The sequence below is a fragment of the Luteimonas sp. Soil_N_1 genome (assembly GCF_057656255.1).
Genome location: NZ_JBDGKS010000001.1, coordinates 417288 through 434936, shown reverse-complemented (window position 1 = coordinate 434936; position 17649 = coordinate 417288). Strand labels below are relative to the sequence as shown.

The 17649-nt window shown below is 69.6% G+C and carries 19 protein-coding genes; 6 read left to right on the top strand and 13 right to left on the bottom strand.

Annotation, left to right across the window (positions count from 1 at the left end; all coding sequences use genetic code 11):
• The first annotated feature begins 50 nt into the window (after positions 1–50).
• Positions 51–392 carry a winged helix-turn-helix domain-containing protein gene (locus tag AC3A4E_RS02080; protein WP_487629919.1) on the top strand — a complete coding sequence of 114 codons (342 nt, stop codon included), beginning with the start codon at positions 51–53 and terminating at the stop codon, positions 390–392.
• Positions 393–406: 14 nt separating this feature from the next.
• Here the strand turns inward: AC3A4E_RS02080 and AC3A4E_RS02075 are convergent, their stop codons facing one another.
• From AC3A4E_RS02075 to purT, 4 genes are all read right to left on the bottom strand, one after another.
• On the bottom strand, positions 407–1513 hold the full coding sequence (locus AC3A4E_RS02075) for a PLP-dependent cysteine synthase family protein (RefSeq protein ID WP_487629918.1): 1107 nt from the start codon (positions 1511–1513) through the stop codon (positions 407–409).
• Positions 1514–1611: 98 nt separating this feature from the next.
• Complete coding sequence (locus tag AC3A4E_RS02070) at positions 1612–2790, bottom strand: amidohydrolase (RefSeq protein ID WP_487629917.1); 1179 nt, start codon at positions 2788–2790, stop codon at positions 1612–1614.
• A gap of 28 nt (positions 2791–2818) precedes the next feature.
• Complete coding sequence (locus AC3A4E_RS02065) at positions 2819–3616, bottom strand: sulfite exporter TauE/SafE family protein (protein WP_487629916.1); 798 nt, start codon at positions 3614–3616, stop codon at positions 2819–2821.
• A gap of 34 nt (positions 3617–3650) precedes the next feature.
• Positions 3651–4844 carry a formate-dependent phosphoribosylglycinamide formyltransferase gene (purT, locus tag AC3A4E_RS02060; RefSeq protein WP_487629915.1) on the bottom strand — a complete coding sequence of 398 codons (1194 nt, stop codon included), beginning with the start codon at positions 4842–4844 and terminating at the stop codon, positions 3651–3653.
• A 126-nt stretch (positions 4845–4970) separates the two neighbouring features.
• Between purT and AC3A4E_RS02055 the strand changes: the two genes are divergently transcribed.
• From AC3A4E_RS02055 to AC3A4E_RS02045, 3 genes are all read left to right on the top strand, one after another.
• Entirely contained in the window at positions 4971–6944 is a 1974-nt protein-coding gene (locus AC3A4E_RS02055; protein WP_487629914.1) for a lytic transglycosylase domain-containing protein, read from the top strand.
• 136 nt (positions 6945–7080) lie between these two features.
• Entirely contained in the window at positions 7081–8778 is a 1698-nt protein-coding gene (locus AC3A4E_RS02050; protein ID WP_487629913.1) for a hypothetical protein, read from the top strand.
• Positions 8779–8845: 67 nt separating this feature from the next.
• On the top strand, positions 8846–10072 hold the full coding sequence (locus AC3A4E_RS02045; protein WP_487629912.1) for a multifunctional CCA addition/repair protein: 1227 nt from the start codon (positions 8846–8848) through the stop codon (positions 10070–10072).
• Positions 10073–10078: 6 nt separating this feature from the next.
• Here AC3A4E_RS02045 and AC3A4E_RS02040 read toward each other — a convergent pair whose 3' ends face one another.
• The 7 genes from AC3A4E_RS02040 to AC3A4E_RS02010 all read right to left on the bottom strand — a co-directional run bounded on the left by AC3A4E_RS02040 (position 10079) and on the right by AC3A4E_RS02010 (position 14899).
• Entirely contained in the window at positions 10079–10636 is a 558-nt protein-coding gene (locus AC3A4E_RS02040; protein ID WP_487629911.1) for a hypothetical protein, read from the bottom strand.
• Complete coding sequence (locus tag AC3A4E_RS02035; RefSeq protein WP_487629910.1) at positions 10633–11469, bottom strand: DUF72 domain-containing protein; 837 nt, start codon at positions 11467–11469, stop codon at positions 10633–10635. The genes AC3A4E_RS02040 and AC3A4E_RS02035 overlap by 4 nt, the downstream gene beginning before the upstream one ends.
• Positions 11470–11497: 28 nt before the next feature.
• Complete coding sequence (locus tag AC3A4E_RS02030; RefSeq protein WP_487629909.1) at positions 11498–11851, bottom strand: bleomycin resistance protein; 354 nt, start codon at positions 11849–11851, stop codon at positions 11498–11500.
• Between the two features lie 18 nt (positions 11852–11869).
• Positions 11870–12868, bottom strand: a complete 999-nt coding sequence (locus AC3A4E_RS02025) for an aminoglycoside phosphotransferase family protein (RefSeq protein WP_487629908.1) — start codon at positions 12866–12868, stop codon at positions 11870–11872.
• Between the two features lie 80 nt (positions 12869–12948).
• Positions 12949–13374 (bottom strand): VanZ family protein, encoded by a 426-nt coding sequence (locus AC3A4E_RS02020; RefSeq protein ID WP_487629907.1) that lies wholly within the window; start codon positions 13372–13374, stop codon positions 12949–12951.
• Between the two features lie 10 nt (positions 13375–13384).
• Positions 13385–14569: a class I SAM-dependent methyltransferase gene (locus AC3A4E_RS02015; protein WP_487629906.1), complete on the bottom strand. Its 1185-nt coding sequence runs from the start codon at positions 14567–14569 to the stop codon at positions 13385–13387.
• 78 nt (positions 14570–14647) lie between these two features.
• Positions 14648–14899, bottom strand: coding sequence for a hypothetical protein (locus AC3A4E_RS02010; RefSeq protein WP_487629905.1), 252 nt, complete (start codon positions 14897–14899; stop codon positions 14648–14650).
• Positions 14900–15095: 196 nt separating this feature from the next.
• Between AC3A4E_RS02010 and AC3A4E_RS02005 the strand changes: the two genes are divergently transcribed.
• Positions 15096–15830, top strand: coding sequence for a pteridine reductase (locus AC3A4E_RS02005; RefSeq protein WP_487629904.1), 735 nt, complete (start codon positions 15096–15098; stop codon positions 15828–15830).
• Here AC3A4E_RS02005 and AC3A4E_RS02000 read toward each other — a convergent pair.
• Together AC3A4E_RS02000 and AC3A4E_RS01995 are read right to left on the bottom strand one after the other, a co-directional pair.
• Positions 15827–16303 (bottom strand): hypothetical protein, encoded by a 477-nt coding sequence (locus AC3A4E_RS02000; protein ID WP_487629903.1) that lies wholly within the window; start codon positions 16301–16303, stop codon positions 15827–15829. The genes AC3A4E_RS02005 and AC3A4E_RS02000 overlap by 4 nt on opposite strands.
• Positions 16300–16947, bottom strand: coding sequence for a hypothetical protein (locus tag AC3A4E_RS01995; RefSeq protein WP_487629902.1), 648 nt, complete (start codon positions 16945–16947; stop codon positions 16300–16302). Before AC3A4E_RS01995 ends, AC3A4E_RS02000 begins: the two co-directional genes overlap by 4 nt.
• A 104-nt stretch (positions 16948–17051) precedes the next feature.
• Here AC3A4E_RS01995 and AC3A4E_RS01990 point away from each other — a divergent pair, with 104 nt between their 5' ends.
• Positions 17052–17615, top strand: a complete 564-nt coding sequence (locus AC3A4E_RS01990; RefSeq protein ID WP_487629901.1) for a hypothetical protein — start codon at positions 17052–17054, stop codon at positions 17613–17615.
• Positions 17616–17649: the final 34 nt, after the last annotated feature.

Below are 17649 nucleotides of genomic sequence, written 5' to 3'. Positions count from 1 at the left end.
GGTCGCCCTGCCGCCGCACCGCTGCAGCTGCGCTCGACTAAGCTGGCGGCATGAACGATCCGGGCGATTTCCAGCTGCGTATCCGCCTAGGCGAGGTGCGACTCGGCCCGGGCAAGGCCGAGCTGCTCGAGGGCATCCGCGACACCGGCTCGATCTCCGCCGCAGGCCGTCGCATGTCGATGAGCTATCGCCGCGCCTGGCAGCTGGTGGAGCAGTTGAACCTGTACTTCGGCGCGCCCGTCGTGGCGACGCTGACCGGTGGCCACGGCGGCGGCGGCGCGGCGCTCACGCCGCTCGGCGAACAGGTGCTGGCGCTCTACCGGCGCATCGAGCAGCAGTGTGCCGATGCGATCGCCGACGATCTCGCCGCGCTGCACCGCCTGGCCGGCTGAGCGCAGGGGTTCGTCTACCGCGTGGCCAGGCCGAGATGCGGGATCGCGTCTCCGGTTTCCGCCGCGCGCCGCACGTCGCGATCGGCGGCCTCCATGTCGAAGCCGTGCGCGCTGTACCAGTCGGGGTTGTAGTAGCTGTGCGCGTAACGCTCGCCGCCGTCGCAGAGGATGGTGACGATGGAGCCGGTCTCGCCGGCGCTGCGCATCGCGTGGGCCACGTGCAGCACACCGACGATGTTGGTGCCGGTGGAGCCGCCCACGCGCCGGCCCAGCCGGGTGTTGGTCCAGCGCATCGCCGCCAGGCTTGCGGCGTCGGCCACCTTCAGCATGGCGTCGACGCAGCCCGGTATGAAACTGACCTCGGCGCGCGGCCGGCCGATGCCTTCGATCCGCGACGGCGGCGACGGCGCGCTGTCATCGGCCACGCCCGCGCCCTGCATCGCGCGCACGTAATGATCGAAGAACGCCGAATGTTCGGGATCGGCGCACAGCACGCGGGTGTCGTAGCCGCGGTAGCGCGCATAGCGCCCGATCGTGGCGCTGGTACCGCCGGTGCCGGCGCTGCAGACGATCCACGCGGGGACCGGATGCGCTTCCTGCGACATCTGCTTGAAGATCGACTCGGCGATGTTGTTGTTGGCACGCCAGTCGGTCGCGCGCTCGGCGTAGGTGAACTGGTCCATGAAGTGGCCGCCGGTCTCGCGCGCCAGCTGCACCGAGGCCTCGCCGATGCCACAGGCGTTGGGCACCAGATGACAGCGGCCGCCCTGGAATTCGATCGCGGCGATCTTTTCGGGTGATGTCGACGCCGGCATGACCGCGACGAAGGGCAGGCCCAGCAGGCGCGCGAAATACGCTTCCGAGACCGCGGTCGAACCGCTCGACGCCTCGACCACGGTGCTGCCGGCATGCAGCCAGCCATTGGCCAGCGCGTAGAGGAACAGCGAGCGCGCGAGCCGGTGCTTGAGGCTGCCGGTCGGATGGCTGGACTCGTCCTTCAGATAGACGTCGATGCCCGGAAAGCCCGGCAGCGCCAGCGGAATCAGATGGGTGTCGGCCGAGCGGTTGAAATCGGCTTCGATCTTGCGGATGGCCTGGGCCACCCAGTCGCGCTGGGACATGGGGCACTCGCGTGGAGATGTCGACGGCCGCGATGGGTCCGCGGCGCGGCGCACAGCTTACGCCGGTCTGTCGGGCCGCAGCAGTGCGGCGCGCCCGCTCAGCCCAGACGACGCCGCACGATGCGGTCGAACACCGCGGCCGCGACCGGCAGCAGGCCGTCGTCGAAGCGGAAGGTCGGGTGGTGGCACATCGCGCTGTCCATGCCCAGGAACAGGTAAGCGCCGGGCCACTGTTCGAGCATGTACGAGAAATCGTCGGAGAACGGGTACGCGCGCAGATCGGTCTTCACGTGATCCGCGCCGAGCACGTCGGCGATTGCTTCGGCCGCCAGCGCCCCCTGCTCGGGTGCGTTGACGCAGGGCGGGCAGGAATGTGGAATCTCCAGCGCGATGCTGCAGCCCGAGATCTGCGCATGGCCCTCGCACAGTGCGCGCAGGCGCTTGAGCAGTTCGTCGTGCACATCCTTCGACAGCGAGCGGATCGTGCCGCTGAGCGTGGCGGTCGACGGAATGATGTTGTGCGTGGTGCCGGCCTGCAGCGAACCGACGTTGATCAGGGCCGCTTCCATCGGATCAATGTGGCGGCCGACGATCGCACCGATATCCACGGCCAGGCGTGCTGCGACCTGCAGCGGATCGTTCGCACGATGCGGCGCGGCGGCGTGGCCGCCGACGCCCTCGATCGCGATCTCGAACACCGCCAGCGACTGCAGCGTGGCGCCGCTGCGCACGCTGGCCTCGCCGGTCTTGAGCGCCGGCATGTTGTGGAAGGCGTAGACCTCGTCGCAGGGCCAGCGCGCGAACAGGCCGTCCTCGATCATCCGGATTGCGCCGCGCCCGCCCTCTTCGGCTGGCTGGAAGATCAGCACCACGCGCCCACTGGCCGGCGGATGCGCGACCAGATGACGCGCTGTGCCCAGTAGTGCGGAGGTATGACCGTCATGCCCGCAGGTATGCGCCACGCCCGGACGCTGCGAGCGGTACGGCAGTTCGCCGCGCTCGTCGGCGACCTCGTCCATCGGCAGCGCATCCATGTCCGCGCGCAGGCCGATCGACAGGCCCGGGGTGCCGCTGTCGACCACCGCGACCACGCCGGTGCCGCCCAGGCCCGTGTGCACGTCCAGACCGAGCGCGCGCAGCTCGCGGATGACCAGTGCCGAGGTCTTCACTTCCTCGAAGCCGAGCTCCGGCCATGCGTGGATTTCGTGACGCCAGGCGGTCATCTGCGGCGCCAGCGCGGCGATGGTGTCGGGGATGGCGGGTGCGGAAGTGGTCATGGACGGTCCAGCGACAAAAAGAGGGAGATCACAGAAACAGCAGGCTCGCGCCGACGCAGTACAGGAACACCGCGAACACACGCTTGAGTGCGGCGCCGCTGATCGCATGCGCGAGCCGCGTGCCGTACGGCGCCACGACGACCGAGGCCAGCGCGATGCCGATCGCACCCGGCAGATACACATAGCCCCAGGACACGCCCGGCAGCACGTCCGCCGGCGCCTGCAGCGCATAGCCGGCGGCCGCCGCCAGCGCGACGAACACGCCGCAGGCCGACGACGTGCCGACCGCGCGCACCGGCGACACGCCGAGCCACACCAGCAGCGGCACGGTCATGCCGCCGCCACCGATGCCGACGATCGACGACAAGGCGCCAATGCCGACACCCGCGCCCGACAGGCCCGGACCGGTCGGCACGACCGCATCGCCACCGGGCGGCGGTGTCCGTGACAGCAGCAGCTGGGTGCCGACGATCGCGCAATAGGCGACCACGCAGTAGCGCAGCACGTCGCCGTCGAGCAGCACCGCGAGCCAGCTGCCGATCCAGCCGCCCAGCATGACGCCCGGCACCATCCACGCGACCGTGCGCCAGAGCACGCTCTGCCGCAGGTGATGCGCGCGCGCGGACGACAGCCCGGTCAGGATGATGCTCGCCAGTGCGGTCGCGAGCGCGGTGTGCATCGCCGCGTCCTGCGGCACGCCGTACAGCGGCAGCAACCAGACCAGGGCGGTCACCAGCACCAGACCGCCACCGATGCCCAGCAGCCCGGCGAGCACGCCCGCCACTGCACCGAGCAGCGGGAACAGCAGCATCGACCAGGTCAGCATGCGGCGCGCACGCAGGTGACGACGACCACCGTCCTCAGGTCCAGTCGATGCCGATCGCGGCAGCGGCGTCGCGTGCGGTCGCGCGTGCGGCATCGACATCGACGCCACGCGCCAGCGTCACGCCGACGCGGCGCTGGCCTTCAACACGCGGCTTGCCGAACAGGCGCAGCGCGCTGTCGGGCGACTGCAGGGCGGCCTCGATGTTCGAGAACACAGGCACGCCCGTGCCCTGCGCCAGCAGCGCGCAGGACGCAGCGACGCCGTGCTGCACGACGTCGTCGGCATCGACCGGGATCGGCAGGCCGAGAATCGCGCGCGCATGCAGCGCGAATTCGCTCAGGTCCTGCGAGGCCAGCGTCACCAGACCGGTGTCGTGCGGGCGCGGCGAGACTTCGCTGAACCACACCGCGTCGCCCTTGACGAACAACTCGACGCCGAACACGCCACGACCGCCGAGATCGTCGGTGACCGCACGTGCGACGTCACGCGCACGCTGCAACGCGGCCGGCGACATCGGCTGCGGCTGCCAGCTCTCGCGATAGTCGCCGGCGATCTGCACATGGCCGATCGGCGCGCAGAACGCGGTACCGCCGGCGTGACGCACGGTCAGCAGGGTGATCTCGTAATCGAAATCGATGAAACCTTCGACGATGCAGCGGCCCGCACCGGCGCGGCCACCGGTCTGCGCATAGTCCCAGGCGGCATCGACATCGCCTTCAGTACGCACCGTGCTCTGGCCCTTGCCCGACGACGACATCACGGGCTTGACCACGCACGGCAGGCCGACGGCGTCGATCGCGGCGCGGTATTCCTCGCGCGTATCGACGAAGCGGTACGGCGACGTCGGCAGGCCCAGCGTTTCGGCGGCGAGGCGGCGGATGCCTTCGCGGTCCATCGTCAGGCGCGTGGCACGTGCGGTCGGGACGACCTTGAGGCCTTCGCCCTCCAGCGCGACCAGCGTGTCGGTGTGGATCGCCTCGATCTCGGGCACCACCAGATGCGGCTGCTCGCTGGCGATCAGCGCGCGCAGTGCAGCCGGATCGAGCATGTCGAGCACGTGGCTGCGATGCGCGACCTGCATCGCCGGTGCATCTGCATACCGGTCGGCGGCGATCACTTCGACGCCGAAGCGCTGCAGCTCGATCGCCACTTCCTTGCCCAGCTCGCCCGAACCGAGCAGCAGGACACGCGTGGCGGAGGGAGACAGGGGCGTACCGAGAGTGATCATGTGCGCGGGACCGGACGTATGCGGGGAGCCCGCCATTCTAGGCGATCGCCCCGGACCGGCCTGCGCCACGGGCGCTTCAGCCCGCCTCCGCTATAGTCGGCCGCCGCCCTCGACATGCCCGTGCCGATGCCGCAGATCCGCGCTGAAACCCCGTTCCGCCACCGCTCGCTGCGCGCCCGTGCGCTGCGAGCCCTGCTGCCGGCACTCGCGCTGGCACTGCCCGGCATGGCCTGCGCGCAGGCCGTCGACGACGCCGCATTCCGCGCCGCGATGCAGGCCGCCGAACGCGGCCAGCCGGTTGCCCCGGCATTGCAGTCGCATCCTGCCGGTGCGTGGCTGGAACTTGCGGCACTGCGCCGTAATCTCGACACGCTGCCGCTCGCACAGGGCCGCGACTTCATCGCGCGTCACCAGGGCCAGCCGGTGGCCGAGGTGTTCCGCGAGGGCTGGTTGCGTGCGCTGGCGACACGCCAGGAATGGGCAGCGGTGCGCGAGGTCTGGGCGCCGGGCACGACCAACGCGACGTTGCGCTGCATCGAACTCGACGCACGTGCGCGCACCGGCGCCACCGATGCGCAGTGGACCCGCGATGCGCAGGCGTTGTGGCGCAGCAGCGGCAGTTCGCTGCCCAACGAATGCGATGCACCGTTCGCCACCCTGTCCTCCCGGGGAGGTCTCGGCGACGACCTGCGCTGGGAACGTTTCGATCTCGCCGTGGCCGAACAGAACGTCGGCGTGATGCGGGCCATCGGTCGCGGCCTGTCGGGCGGCCAGCAGGCACAGGCCGAGGACTACGCCGCCTACATGACGGCGCCGCATGCGCGTGCGCTGCAATGGCCGAAGACCCCACGCAGCCGCCTCGTCGCCTCGCATGGCCTGGCGAAGTTCGCCAAGGACGATCCGCTGGCCGCAGAACGCCAGCTGCCGGCGCTGGCCGGCGCGCTCGGGTTCAACGAAGCCGAAAACGGGCGCGTGCTGTACCAGGCCGCGCTGTGGACGGTGGCGTCCTACCTGCCCGACTCGGCACGCCTGCTCAACCGCGTGCCCGAGAGCGCCTACGACGAACGCCTGCACGAGTGGCGCGTGCGCGAAGCGCTGGCGCGCAAGGACTGGGCCGCCGCGCTGACGGCGATCCGGAAAATGGGCGGCAGCCAGCGCGGCCAGTCGCGCTGGACCTGGTTCCAGGCGCGCACGACCGAACTCACCGGCGACCGCAGCGGCGCACAGACGCTGTTCCGCGAAGCGGCGAAGAACCCCGATTTCCACGGCTTCCTCGCAGCCGACCGCGTCGACCAGCCCTACGCCCTGTGTCCGCTCGACTTCTCGCCCTCGAACGATGCGCGCGCGAAGGTCGCAGCCGATCCGGGCCTGACCCGTGCGCTGGCGCTGTACCGCATCGATCGTCCCGGCTGGGCCACGCGCGAATGGACGGCCGCGCTGCAGGGTTTCGACGACACCCAGCGCCGCATCGCGGTGCAGGTCGCGCAGGAGAGCGGCTGGTACGACCGCGGCGTGTTCGGCCTCGGCCGCCAGCCGGAAGAAATGCGTCTGTACACGCTGCGGTTCCCGCTGACCCAGCAGGCGCTGATCGAGCGCGAATCGCAGCGGCAGGGGCTTGATCCGGCGTGGGTCGCGGCCGAGATCCGCGCCGAGAGCACCTTCAATCCCAATGCACGTTCGCCTGCCGATGCGCGTGGCCTGATGCAGGTCATGCCCGCGACCGGCGCGGCGGTCGCGCGCCGTCTGGGCATCACGTACGGCGGACCGGACAGCCTCTTCGACCCGGCCACCAATGTCGCCATCGGCACCGCGTACCTGCGCGAGAAGAAGGACATGTACACGCTTCCGTACGTGGCCATCGCCGCGTACAACGCGGGCCCGACGCCGACCGGCCGCTGGCTCGCGCAACGTCCGGACATGGATCCGGACATGTGGATCGAGACGATCAGCTATCGCGAGACGCGCGAGTATGTCGCGCGCGTGCTGGCCTTCAGCGTGCTCTACGACTGGCGCATGTACGGCCAGGCCGCGCCGCTGGAACCACGCATGCGCGGTGCAGAAGCGCAGCGCAACAAGCGCTTTGCCTGCCCGGCGGGCTGAGCCCGCGCGCACTCGGACCTTGCACCCCGCCTGCGTACGCAGCGTCGGGCGGCGATAATGCCCGGCTCTTCGCGACGGATCGCGCACGCCAGGTGCCGGACGGCGCGGATCCCGTGGTGCAGAAGGACGGCGTTGGATGACGAGGTGGCGTGATGTGTGGCCGGGCGCGTGCCTGGCACTGATGGTGGCGTGTCCCGCACTGCCCGCCTGGGCTTCCGCGCCTGCCGGCACGGCCGTGGTCTTCGTCGCGCATGACATCACCATCGGACAGGACACCGCCCTACGGCTGCGCCACTGGGCCTACAACCGGATCACGTCGCAGGCGACTACCGACGGCGGCACGCGCATGCAGATCCGTCCGCTGTGGACGCAGCCGCGCTGGCGCGGTGGCCGGGGTTCGCATGCGCTGGATCCGGCGTATGCGGACGACCGCGCATTGCGCGACGTCCTTGTCAGCGGCTTCGATCTGGTGATCCAGGGCGACGGAGAGGGCGCGATCCTGCAGGCCGCAGACCCCGCCGCATCGCAGGCCCTCTCCGAACGCGGCGCCCGCTACGACACGCTGGCGGCGGCGCAACTCGAGGCGCTCGGATGGCGCCCGGTATCCCTGCCCGACGGGCTGAAGGTGGGGCAGCAACTCCTGCGCCGCGACCGCACGGGCGACTTCGCGCCGATCAAGACGCGCCTGCAGGTACGCGCGATCGACGATGCAATCGTCCTGCTCGATCTGGCGTTCGACGGCGACGGTCTGCGCGGCCACGGCCGCCAGGCGGTGCGCCGGCAGGACGGTCTGCCCCTCGAGACGCGTCTGTATCTCCTGCGCGGCAGCGACGCCGCGCAGCCCGCCACCACCCACAGGCTGCACCTGGTGGACATGTCGATCGAGCCGGCCCTGGATCTCGAACTCGATCACGAGCAGTCGCACGGCATGACCGAGGTCTTCAGCGAGATGCTCGCCCGCCCCCCGTTCTCGGCGCCGTCCGACGATCCATCGCACTTCGCGCTGCATCCGGTCGCCGAGGGCACGCTGGAAACGTGGATATTGCCGAAGGACGCGCTGCCCGGCATCGAAGACATGCTGCTGTTCGGCCTGCAGTCGCAGCAAGAGGGCGGACGTCCCCTGATCACGATCGGTGCCCACAGCCAGACGCCCCGGCCCGCTGACACGCAGCCGTTGCAGCTCGCCTGGCTGCGCGTGCGCGGCGTGACGCTGCACGATCCGGACGGTCGACAGCTGCCCGGCGTCGACGCCACGGTCGTGCAGCCCCGCCTGGTAATGCACGATCGCCAGCGCGTGCAGGAGGGCCAGGCGCAGTTTCCGTTCCGGCTGCCGATCGATCTGCAGGCATCGGCGCTGGATGCGCTGGATTCGATCCAGACCGACATCACCGTGAGCACTTACGCGTGGGATCGCGCGGAAACCGTGGCGCGCACGACGCAATCGGTCCACAACGCCGATGCGCACATCACCTGGACCTCGCCGCGTCGCCTGACCCTTGCGCAGCCCAACAGCCTGCCCGGCCGTTCGCAGGGGCAATGGACTACGGCGGTCCCGCTGGACGCCTCGGGTCGTGAGATTCCGTACGCGCAGGTCGTCATCAGCAGCGCGCTCGAGGTGCCCGGCGACTGGCGTACACCGGAAACGATGCCGAGGCTGCGACGGGAATCGGACTACGTGCCACAGCGGCTGGAGATCGCGACCGCGACGCCCATCGCGGCCCTGCGCCTGCGGCATTACACCTGGCAGGCGCTGCCGCAGACCTGGACGTTCCGCGATATGCGCACCGGGATGACCGACGCCGAACGCGATGCATACGAGCAGGAATTTCGCTGAAGACGCAGGCGCGACCGATTACGCTGTACACCGGTTTTCCTGCAGCGGGCGACAGAACGCGATGCCCATGAAGATCCATCTCGTCGGTGGCGCCGTGCGCGACCGGCTGCTCGGACAGCCGGCAGGCGATCACGACTGGGTTGTCGTAGGCGAAACCCAGGCGTCGATGGAAGCCGCCGGTTTCCGCGCGATCGGCCGTGATTTCCCGGTGTTCCTGCATCCGCAGACGCAGGAGGAGTACGCGCTCGCGCGGACCGAGCGCAAATCCGGCCGCGGCTATCGCGGGTTCGTGGTCGACGCCGATCCCTCAGTGACGCTGGAACAGGATCTCGGCCGCCGCGATTTCACGATCAACGCGATCGCGCAAGCGCCGGACGGCACGCTGGTCGATCCCTACGGCGGCGCGCGTGACATCGAAGCGCGCGTATTGCGTCATGTCGGCGACGCATTCTCCGAAGACCCGTTGCGCGTGCTGCGCGCCGCGCGCTTCATGTCCCGCTTCGCCCCGCTGGGCTTCACCGTCGCCGCCGAGACCCTGGCGCTGATGCGCGGCATGGTCGATGCCGGCGAACTCGAAGCACTGACGCCCGAGCGTGTGTGGCAGGAACTGTCGCGCGCGCTGGCGTCAAAGCAGCCGTCCGCGTTCCTGCGCACGTTGCACGACTGCGGCGCGCTCGCCGTGGTGTTGCCGGAAGTCGATGCGCTCTACGGCGTGCCGCAGCGCGCCGAGTTCCATCCCGAAGTCGATACCGGCGTGCACATCGAACTGGTCGTCGACATGGCCGCGCGGCTCGCGCCCGGCAATGCGGTGATCTGCTTCGCGGCGCTGACCCACGACCTGGGCAAGGCACTGACGCCGACAGAGAAGCTGCCACGTCACGTCGGCCATGAGCACGCCGGGCTCAAGCCGCTGGACGCGCTGTGCGCGCGTCTCAAGGTGCCGGCGCTGCAGCGCGAGCTGGCGATCGTGGCCTGTCGCGAACATCTCAACGTGCACCGCATCGCCGAACTGCGTGACGCCACGCTGCATGACCTGATCGCACGCTGCGACGGCTTCCGCAAGCCCGAACGCATCGACCAGCTCGCACTGGTCTGCGAGTGCGACAAGCGCGGCCGGCTCGGCAGTGCAGACGACGCCTATCCGCAGGCCGACATCCTCCGCCGGGCGCACGCCGCTGCGCTCGCGATCAACGCCCGCGACATCGTCGCCGACGGCATCACCGGTCCGGCAATCGGCGACGCGCTGCGCACGGCGCGGATCGCGGCCATCGCCGCTGCCCGGCCGCCGGGCTGACCCGGCTCAGTCCGGCGGGGCCTCGACGGCGAACAGTCTGAAACGGGCGTCGATGCCGTCCGGCAGCGCCTCGTGACGCAGTCCCGATCGTGGCAGCGTCCGGGTCCAGTACGCATGCGCGGCCGCGTCCTCACGGAACGTCGCGATCAGCCAGGGGCCGGTGCCGGGGACAAGCAGTCGGCGCACCGTCTCCAGCGCCAAACCCCGTCGCCGCCATGCCGGCAGCACGAACAGGTCGGCCAGTTCCATCGGCCCACTCGTCGCACCGGGGGCGAACGCCTGCAGACATGCATGCATAGGCGCGGCGTCCCCATCGTCGAGCGCAAGGGGCTCCACCAGCACGAACCCGGCCACTTCTCCTTCGCATTCGAGCAGGCGCGCCCAATGCGGATCATCCTCGATCACTGCAGCGACATCGGCTCGGCTGCAGTCGAACAGGCCATCGGCACCGATCCGCTCGCCGCTCCACGCGGAGGCTTCGAAGAAGTAGTACTGCATCAGCCGGAACAGCAGATCCGCGTCGTCACACCCGACCGCACGCAACGTCAGCGCGGCGGATGTCACGCAGCGGCCTGCAACCGCTGCTGCAACGCCATCGCCGCGGCTGGATTGCGTTCCTTCGCGGCCGAGATGAAGAACACGAAGGTGTCGCGCGCAGTGGCCGGCGCGGCGTCGCGCGGTCCGGCATACGGCAGGTCGGCCGGCGCTTCGCCCGTTGCCCATTGCAGTGCGCGCTTGGCCCAGGCATCGAGCTGCAGGCCGGGGTAGCCGGTGGTGCTGGTCTCGCGGCTGGCCATCAGGCGGGCGTAGACGAAATCGCCGGTGATATCGGCGAAGGACGGGTAATCGGTGGAATCGGTGAACACCGTTGCCACACCGCGTGCACGGGCGAGGCGCAGCCAGACCTCGCTCTGGAACGAGGGATGCCGCACTTCGATCGCATGCCGCAGTGGTAGACCGTCGACTGCATCGGGCAGCAGGTCGAGGAAGGCTTCGACATCCTCGGCATCGAAACGCCGCTGCGGCGCGAACTGCCACAGCAATGGGCCCAGATGATCACCGAGTTCCGCGATACCGCCTTCGATGAAGCCCGCGATCTGCTTGCTCGTGCCGGCCAGCGTGCGGGCGCCGACGATGTGGCGCGGCGCCTTGAGCGAGAACACGAAGCCCGGTGGCGTTTCGCTGCCCCACTTCGCATAGGTCGCGGGTTTCTGCGCGCCATAGAAGGTGCCGTTGATCTCGATCGCGGTCAGCCGGCGGCTCGCGTATTCGAGCTCGCGCTTCTGCACGAGGCCCTTGGGGTAAAAGTTGTCGCGCCAGGGCGCGAACGTCCAGCCGCCGATGCCGGTGCGGATGCCGTGGACGGGCACGGGCACGTCGGCGAACAGGTCGTCCATCGGAATCTCCTCACGCAATGCGGCGCGATCAGTCGGGATGCTGCGCGAACCGCAGGCGATTGTGGTCGGGATCGACGAGCACCATCTCACGCGTCCCCCAGTCCGTGTCCCAGGGCGCCGTCACGATCGGCACGCCGGCAACGGCGAACGCACGCGCGCAGGCATCGACATCGCGCACCTTGAAATACACCGCGCCGCCGATGGCGCAGTCACCGGCATGGCCCGTCAGGAACAGCGTCTGCCCATCGCGCGTGAGCTGCGCGAACAGCGGCATGCCGGTGTCGAAGCGGTGCTCCCAGTCGACGGTGAAACCAAGCGCGGCGTAGAACGCCAGGCTGCGTGCGGCGTCGGTCATGCGCAGCTGTGGAATCACGGTCTGCATGGCGATGTGCCCTCCGGATCAGCCTGCGGCGAGCCGCGGGCGCACATGACGGTCGAGCAGCGCGCCGAGCGGCCCCAGCGCCGGATCGAGCGGGACGACCGTATCGAGATACGCCAGGAAGCGCGGTGCGTCGGCGAGATACTTCGGCTTGCCGTCACGATGGTGCAGGCGCGCGAAGATGCCCATGACCTTGAGGTGGCGCTGCACGCCGGTGAGCGCGGCGTCGCGCTGGAACTGCGGCCGCGGTGGCACCGGCAGCCCCGCTGCCTGCGCAAGCGCGTGGTAACGGTCCAGCCACGCCGCTGTCTGCGACTCGGGCCAGCTGTGGAACGCGTCGCGCAGTAGACAGGCGACGTCGTAGGCGACCGGGCCGCGCACCGCATCCTGGAAATCGAGCACCGCGACGCCGCCCACGACCGGCATCAGGTTGCGCAGCATGTAGTCGCGGTGCACCAACACCTGCGGCTGCGCGAGCATCGAGTCGACCAGATGCGTCTGCACCGCATCCCAGCCCACGCGCTCGTCCGGTGACAGCGTCACGCCGAGATGTCGACCCAGAAACCAGTCCTCGAACAGGGCCAGTTCGCGGCGCAGCATCGGCCCATCGAACGTGGGCAGATCGAGGGGCGGCGCGATGGCCTGCAGGCGCAACAGCTGTTCGAACGCGGCCGCCATCAGGACATCGGCATCGAGTGTGTCGAGCGCCTGCAGACAGGTGTCGCCACCGAGGTCCTCGAGCAGCAGGAATCCGGCCTCGACATCGCGGGCCAGCACCAGCGGCACGCGGACGCCGCTGGCCTCCAGGACATCGCGGATGCGCAACCACGGCCGCACGTCTTCCAGATCGGGTGGCGAGTCCATGACGATGCGTGACAGGCCGTGCGCCTCACCGCGCCAGTAACTGCGGAAACCGGCATCCATCGAGGCGCGGACGAGCGTCAGCCCGGCATCGCCGGTCGCTTCGCGCGCCCACGCCAGACGCGCACCGCCACGGTCGATGTCATCGGCGGACGTCACGGAAGTGCTGGGAGGCAGGGCAGCGGACATGCGGTGAGCCAGGCTTGGGGTAAGGGATTATCGGGCAACCGGTGCTGCGCTCAGCGACCGACCCCATCGAGTCCGCGCGTATCGAACTGCAGCAGCACATCGCGGAATGGCGTCAGCCGTGTGGACAGGCCCACGATCACGCCCAGCGTGTTGGCGAACGCGTCGGCGGGGTCCTGCATGCGCGTCTGGGTCAACGCGCCCTGCGCGTACTCCAGGCCGATGCCGAGCAGCACCAGACCGGCACCGGCGCCGAGCAGCGCGGGCCAGCGCGCGTAGAGCTGCACGGCAGCTGCAGCCAGCGCGAAGTACGCGAGGAAATGGCCGAGCTTGTCGCTGTCGGGGACATCGGGCATCGGCACCGACGGTGCCAGCGACAGCACGACGACGGCCGCGATCGCCGCGACCCACAGCCCACCCCACAGGACCGGGCGACGCAGCGGCTTGAACGAGCGTCCCAGGCGCGGATGCGGGCTCACGAGAGTCTGCTCACAGACGGTGGCTCATGTCGCCGATCAGGAAGGCGTGGTCGAAGTCGACATCTTTCGCGAACCCGATCGCCTGGAAGGCCTCGCCCATGTCGCCCGGGAGGGTGAGCCGCTTGGCCTGCTGGCGCAGCGCGTAGCGCCCGGCCTCGTCCGTCGCCAGTGCCTCGTGCGCGGCCAGACGCTGCTCCAGCCGGTTGCCGAGCAGCAACGAGGTCTGGTTGCAGTAGCCGGCGAACTCGAAACCGGCGTGCGAGCCGGCCTCGGCCAGCGCGGTGAAGTCGACCGACGCGGTGAGGTCCTGCAACCCGGGCCACGCGAACACGTCGCCGGTGACCTGGTGGCGATGGAACGCGCGCAACGTGCCGGCATCGCGACCGTCGCGGTAGTACTCGCGCCGCGTGTAGCCGTAGTCGACGAACAGCATTGCGCCCCGGGTCAGGCCACCTGCGACCGCCTGCACCCAGTACGGCAACTGCGGCAGCAGCTCGGAGCGGTACCCGTCGGGGAACGGTGCGCCGCGCTGTCGTTCGACATGGCGCACGGCAGCGCCCAGCAACGCATCTGCCGGGTGGATCGTGCGACCGAAGCTGTCGCCCTCGCGGGTCACGTATTCCTCGAACACCTCGCCCTCGCCGATGACGAAGCGCGGCGTGGGCAACGCATCGACGACCTCGTTGGCGAACAGCACGCCCTGCCAGTCGCCCGGCATCGGACCGTCGACCCATTCCACGCGCGCGAACAGCTCCGCCGGCAGGCGCTGCTGCAGATGCGCGCGCTGGCGCTCGCGCAGATCGGCGCTGGGCTCGAGGATCGCGTAGCGCGCCGGCGTCGCACCGAGCGCCGCCAGATGCGCCAGCGCATCACCTGCGAACGCACCGCTGCCGCCGCCGATCTCGAAGAACTGCGCGTCCGTGCCGATCGCCTGCAGCACCGGCGCACAGGCCTCGGCGATGCACTCGGCGAACAGCGGCCCCAGCTCGGGCGCGGTGACGAAATCGCCAGCAGCGCCGAACTTGGCCGCACCTGCGCTGTAGTAGCCCAGGCCCGGCGCATACAACGCCAGTTCCATGAACTTCCAGAACGGAATCGCCCCGCCCGCTTCGGCGATCTGGGCGTGGATCAGGGCACGCAGGCGCTCGCTATGGGCGAGGGCATCGGCGGACGGAGACGGGGCGGAACCGGACATCTGGAGACCTCGGAACTTGCAGCGCTCAGGATACGCGAGCCTCTTGAATGTCCTGTGGCCGACACGCGCCTGACGCGCTCACGCCCCTTGGCGCGCGAGACGGTTCTCCTCGATCACCATATTCACGCTCGCGTCGTCGCGGACATCCAGCGAATCGATCCGCAGGCCGATGCCCAGCATCTCGTCTTCCATGGCGGCCATCGCCGCGTGATCCGGATTCGCGCAGCGCGCCTCGAGTTCCAGCCGCTCCGACAAAGCCGCGATCCGGCCATTGAGGATGTCGCGTGCCACTTCCAGATTGAGGATTTGCCCGTAGGTATACGTGCCCATCGTCACATGTTCTCCGGCCGCCGGTAATGGATTCGAAGAACAGACTCGATGCTCCGGGGACAGGGGGCAAGTCTGATGCGGACTGGACCGTACTGCGCACCGCCAGACCAGCTGCGACCGTGGGCATCGCTGCTGCGTCGCGACGCGACCCGGCCGGTGACGTAAGGTGACCACCCGTCACTCCATCCCAATGGGCATGTCCGCATCCGCTCCCGTGGTTCTCGTCACCGGCGCCGCGCGCCGCATCGGCGCGGCAATCGCGCGCCGGCTGCATGCCGACGGCTATGCGGTCGCCCTGCACTGCAACCATTCGCGCGACGATGCCGATGCGCTGGCCGGCGAACTCGATGCACAGCGAGCGGACAGCACGCTGGTGCTGCAGGGCGACCTGGCCGATGCGGCGTTGCTGCCGGCTCTGATCGCCGACACCGTCGCCCGTTTCGGTCGGCTCGATGCGCTGGTCAACAATGCCGCGGCCTTTGCTCCGACATCGTTCGAGGCGACCGGTGCCGATGCGTTCGACGCGCTGATGGCGACCAACGCGCGCGCGCCGTTTCTGCTCGCGCAGGCTGCGGCGCCCCACCTGCGCGAGAGACGCGGTGCGATCGTCAACATCGGCGATCTCTACGCGGAGCGGCCGCGCGCCGACCTGGTCGCGTACAGCGCATCGAAAGCCGCGCTGCTCGGCCTGACCCGCGGTCTGGCGGTGGCGTTGGCGCCCGAAGTGCGGGTCAACGCGGTGTCGCCCGGCGCGATCCTGTGGCCCGAAACCGATCCGGATCCGTCGCTGCAGGCGCGCATTCTGGCGACCACACCGCTGGCACGGGCCGGCGGCGCCGCCGAGATCGCCGCTGCGGTGGCGTGGCTGGTCCGCGAAGCCGGGTTCACCACCGGCGAGATCGTGCGTGTGGACGGTGGCCGGATGCTCTAGGCGTCGGCTGCGCGCTGCAAGGCGTCTGCGCGCACCTGTCGGCGCGCAACGGCGACCTCGTCCCAGGGCAGGCGACTGCGTTCGAGCGTGGACAGATCGAATGTGGCCAGCGCCTCGCGTCGGCCACTGACCGGGACGCGCAACGTCATCAGATGCGCGCCACGCAGGCGCCACCACAGGGCACGCGCATCACGCAGGGCAAGCACCTGCGAACCGTCGACCGGACCCGCGCGCTCGCGCCAAGGGGCAGCGATGTCGGTCGAGAACCGCAGATCGCAGGTGAGGCCGCAGTCGAATCCGCCCGCTTCCAGTTGAAGGTGCGCCTGCCGGCCACGCAACGCGTGGTCGCGGAACTCGATCGACGCATGCACCAGTTGCCCGTCGTGCGCGTACAGCGGCATCAGGCTGCGCGCACGTACCGTGCGCAGCCGATAACCGTTGACGGGCGCGTCTTCATACGTCCAGGCGCTCATCGCCCCCATCCGGGCATGCGTGCGGTATCGACGCCGGCGACCTCGAACACCGCATGGCGTTCGCGACCATCCACACCGGGATACCGCGCCTCGAGACGGCGTGCGCCTTCGAGCGAACGCCAGATGCCCCGGGCATCGCGCAGCGTCAGTGTCGTCGGATCATCCGGCGCCGGCGTGGCTCGCGCCGTGACGCCAGCCACGCCGTCGATGGACAACTGGATACGACAGCCAGCGGCGCAATCGGGTGCCTCCGGCAGCCCCTGCAGATGCGCCTGCCGACCCGTCAGCGCGTTCGATGCGAACGTCAGCGTCACCGGCGCATTGCCGTCGACCCGTCCTTCGAGCGACGCTTCATGGCGTTGGGCATCACCCGTGCCTTCGCTTTCATAGCGCCACGCGCCTGCATCGCCTGCCACCGGCGGCTGCGGGTCCCTGCTGCTGACGGATGACGGCATTGCTGCTGACGCATCAGCATCGTTCGCTGCCGCATCGAGCGCGCCGGCTGCGACAGCGCCTTCGACATCCGCCGACGCTGCGGCCGGCGCCGGGACGGGTGATGCCACATCGGCAGCGGGGGTACGGTCGCCGCAGGCGGCAAGCAGGCTGGCGCCAATGGCGGCGGCGAGCACAAGGCGGGAAATCATGCGGCGTTCTCCAGTCGATATGGGGGATCGCGATGCGCGGCATGCGCAGTCGGACCGATGGTGTGCAGCGCGTCGTTCGGCGTCCGTGACGGCCGGAGGCCATCATGCGCGCTGGGTATACTCGAGCCGGTCTCATCGAGGAGCAGATCGTGGCGCAACAGGTCATTGTGGTTCTCGACAACCCACCGCTCGAATCCGACGACTGGGCGACGCGCGTCTTCGCCGAAGGTGGATTCGACGCCGTGGACAACGCGCGCATCGCCACTGCGATGGCGCGCGATACGGAGACGGCACAGTCGTTGCGAGAGCATCTGGGCGACATGCCCGGCCCGATCGACGCTCTGGCCGGACGCTATCGCGATGCCCTGCAGTCGCTGTACGGGACGACGCCACGACTGGGCCTGTACGGCACCGCGTGGCTGCACTATCTCGACGGCATCGATGCCTGTGTCGTGGACTGGTCGGAAGTCGAGCAACGCGCCACTGCGCACAATGTCCGTGCGGAGGACGGTGCGCGGTTCCGCGAGCAGGCGAAGACGTTCGTCCGCCAGGGCACCGCGCGGCTGCCGGCTGATGCCGTGTTCGAACTCGAGGCCGGAGCCGGAGCAGGTACGGACGCGCGTGTCGCCCGCACCCTGGCATTCCTGCAGGCACGTAGTCTGGCCTGAGCAGGTGCAAAGGCCCTGCCGCAGCGCGACGGGG

Coding starts and splice junctions, on each gene's coding strand:
- AC3A4E_RS02055 (WP_487629914.1), top strand. CDS start 4,971: ATGCCGCAGATCCGCGCTGAAACCCCGTTCCGCCACCGCTCGCTGCGC.
- AC3A4E_RS02000 (WP_487629903.1), bottom strand. CDS start 16,303: ATGAGCGCCTGGACGTATGAAGACGCGCCCGTCAACGGTTATCGGCTG.
- AC3A4E_RS01995 (WP_487629902.1), bottom strand. CDS start 16,947: ATGATTTCCCGCCTTGTGCTCGCCGCCGCCATTGGCGCCAGCCTGCTT.
- AC3A4E_RS02070 (WP_487629917.1), bottom strand. CDS start 2,790: ATGACCACTTCCGCACCCGCCATCCCCGACACCATCGCCGCGCTGGCG.
- AC3A4E_RS02045 (WP_487629912.1), top strand. CDS start 8,846: ATGAAGATCCATCTCGTCGGTGGCGCCGTGCGCGACCGGCTGCTCGGA.
- AC3A4E_RS02075 (WP_487629918.1), bottom strand. CDS start 1,513: ATGTCCCAGCGCGACTGGGTGGCCCAGGCCATCCGCAAGATCGAAGCC.
- AC3A4E_RS02080 (WP_487629919.1), top strand. CDS start 51: ATGAACGATCCGGGCGATTTCCAGCTGCGTATCCGCCTAGGCGAGGTG.
- AC3A4E_RS02030 (WP_487629909.1), bottom strand. CDS start 11,851: ATGCAGACCGTGATTCCACAGCTGCGCATGACCGACGCCGCACGCAGC.
- AC3A4E_RS02015 (WP_487629906.1), bottom strand. CDS start 14,569: ATGTCCGGTTCCGCCCCGTCTCCGTCCGCCGATGCCCTCGCCCATAGC.
- AC3A4E_RS02010 (WP_487629905.1), bottom strand. CDS start 14,899: ATGGGCACGTATACCTACGGGCAAATCCTCAATCTGGAAGTGGCACGC.
- AC3A4E_RS01990 (WP_487629901.1), top strand. CDS start 17,052: ATGCGCGCTGGGTATACTCGAGCCGGTCTCATCGAGGAGCAGATCGTG.
- AC3A4E_RS02035 (WP_487629910.1), bottom strand. CDS start 11,469: ATGGACGACCTGTTCGCCGACGTGCCCGTGCCCGTCCACGGCATCCGC.
- purT (WP_487629915.1), bottom strand. CDS start 4,844: ATGATCACTCTCGGTACGCCCCTGTCTCCCTCCGCCACGCGTGTCCTG.
- AC3A4E_RS02050 (WP_487629913.1), top strand. CDS start 7,081: ATGACGAGGTGGCGTGATGTGTGGCCGGGCGCGTGCCTGGCACTGATG.
- AC3A4E_RS02065 (WP_487629916.1), bottom strand. CDS start 3,616: ATGCTGACCTGGTCGATGCTGCTGTTCCCGCTGCTCGGTGCAGTGGCG.
- AC3A4E_RS02005 (WP_487629904.1), top strand. CDS start 15,096: ATGTCCGCATCCGCTCCCGTGGTTCTCGTCACCGGCGCCGCGCGCCGC.